The 2,500-nt window shown below is 55.5% G+C and carries 2 rRNA genes (1 of these 2 cut by a window edge); both read right to left on the reverse strand.

The window, feature by feature from the left end:
• Positions 1-4: 4 nt before the first annotated feature.
• Positions 5-119: ribosomal RNA gene (rrf, locus tag Q0915_RS31985) — 5S ribosomal RNA — on the reverse strand.
• A gap of 306 nt (positions 120-425) precedes the next feature.
• Positions 426-2,500: ribosomal RNA gene (locus Q0915_RS31990) — 23S ribosomal RNA — on the reverse strand (it continues 650 nt past the right edge of the window).

The raw sequence follows: 2,500 nt of genomic DNA on the forward strand, positions 1-2,500 counted from the left end.
GCAGGCCTGGCGGCGACCTACTCTCCCACACCTTAAGATGCAGTACCATTGGCGCTGGGGAGTTTCACGGCCGAGTTCGGGATGGGATCGGGTGGGGGCTCCCCGCTGGGGCCACCAGGCCGGCGAAGCGCAGTTTGCTTTTCCCTCACGGCCGCACCGCGCTTTTCAAGCGCTGGCCTGCGGGAGCGCGCCCTGACCGGGCGGCGGCCGCTTGGCCTTGCGAAGCTTGCGCTTCGAACTGTGTTTCCATGAGGGGTAAAACTGGTCTTGGTTTGATCATTTCAAACGCACTCAAGTAGGCTGCCCGCGATCCCCGCAGCCCAAAGGGCGAGGAGATGCAAACGGGTATGCCCGGTAGTGCACTTAAAATGATCTTTCCAAAGCGCCCAGGGCGCTTTGGCAAAGATGAACATTGATTAATGAGAGCGATCAAGCCGAACGAGCTATTAGTAAAGCTAAGCTTCATGCGTTGCCGCACTTCCACACGCTTCCTATCGACGTGGTGGTCTTCCACGGCTCTTCAGGGAGAGCTGGTTTTGAGGTGGGTTTCCCGCTTAGATGCTTTCAGCGGTTATCCCTTCCGTACATAGCTACCCTGCAATGCGGCTGGCGCCACAACAGGTCCACCAGAGGTACGTCCATCCCGGTCCTCTCGTACTAGGGACAGATCCTCTCAATTCTCCTACACCCACGGCAGATAGGGACCGAACTGTCTCGCGACGTTCTGAACCCAACTCACGTACCACTTTAATTGGCGAACAGCCAAACCCTTGGGACCTGCTCCAGCCCCAGGATGTGATGAGTCGACATCGAGGTGCCAAACAATGCCGTCGATATGGACTCTTGGGCATCATCAGCCTGTTATCCCCGGCGTACCTTTTATCCGTTGAGCGATGGCCCTTCCACGAGGGACCACCGGATCACTATGGCCGACTTTCGTCTCTGCTCGACTTGTCAGTCTCGCAGTCAGGCAGGCTTATGCCATTGCACTCAACGAGCGATTTCCGACCGCTCTGAGCCCACCTTCGCGCGCCTCCGTTACCATTTGGGAGGCGACCGCCCCAGTCAAACTACCCGCCACACACGGTCCCGGATATTGTTGTACCGCGGTTAGATATCCATGACGACAAGGGTGGTATTTCAAGGGTGACTCCACCTCAGCTGGCGCCAAGGCTTCAACGTCTACCACCTATCCTACACATGTCGTGACGAATACCAGTGTGAAGCTGTAGTAAAGGTGCACGGGGTCTTTCCGTCTGACCGCAGGAACCCCGCATCTTCACGGGGAATTCAATTTCACTGAGTCTATGCTGGAGACAGCGGGGAAGTCGTTACGCCATTCGTGCAGGTCGGAACTTACCCGACAAGGAATTTCGCTACCTTAGGACCGTTATAGTTACGGCCGCCGTTTACTGGGGCTTCAATTCGGTGCTTGCACACCTCCTCTTAACCTTCCAGCACCGGGCAGGCGTCAGACCCTATACGTCGCCTTGCGGCTTCGCAGAGCCCTGTGTTTTTGATAAACAGTCGCCACCCCCTGGTCTGTGCCACCCCAATCCGGTTGCCCGAACTGAGGTCTCCCTTCTCGCGAACTTACGGGAGCATTTTGCCGAGTTCCTTCAGCATAGTTCTCTCAAGCGCCTTGGTATGCTCTACCAGTCCACCTGTGTCGGTTTCGGGTACGGTTTATACGTGGGAGCTATTTCCTGGAACACCTTCGCTGCATCCCCAATCCAATAAGGAGATACAACACACGGCATCCGTCACTACCCACAAGCTGCAGAATATTAACTGCATTCCCATCGACTACGCCTTTCGGCCTCGCCTTAGGGGCCGGCTAACCCTGCGCCGATTAGCGTTGCGCAGGAACCCTTGGACTTTCGGCGAGCGGGTCTCTCACCCGCTTTATCGTTACTCATGTCAGCATTCGCACTTCTGATATCTCCAGGATCCCTCACAGGTATCCCTTCGCAGACTTACAGAACGCTCCGCTACCGCACATCAAAGATGTGCCCGCAGTTTCGGTGTATGGCTTGAGCCCCGGTACATTTTCGGCGCGGGACCCCTTATTTAGACCAGTGAGCTGTTACGCTTTCTTTAAATGATGGCTGCTTCTAAGCCAACATCCTGGTTGTTTTGGGAGTCCTACATCCTTTCCCACTTAGCCATAACTTAGGGACCTTAACTGGCGGTCAGGGTTGTTTCCCTCTCCACAATGGACGTTAGCACCCACTGTGTGTCTGCCGGATAGTACTTCTCGGTATTCGGAGTTTGGTTAGGATCAGTAAGGCGGTAAGCCCCCATAGCCCATCCAGTGCTCTACCCCCGAGAGTATTCATCCGACGCTCTACCTAAATAGATTTCGCGGAGAACCAGCTATTTCCGAGTTTGATTGGCCTTTCACCCCTAGCCACAGCTCATCCCCGACTTTTTCAACAGGCGTGGGTTCGGTCCTCCAGTGCGTGTTACCGCACCTTCAACCTGGCCATGGCTAGATCAC

Source organism: uncultured Roseibium sp., from assembly GCF_947494555.1.
In the GTDB taxonomy this organism is placed as follows: domain Bacteria; phylum Pseudomonadota; class Alphaproteobacteria; order Rhizobiales; family Stappiaceae; genus Roseibium.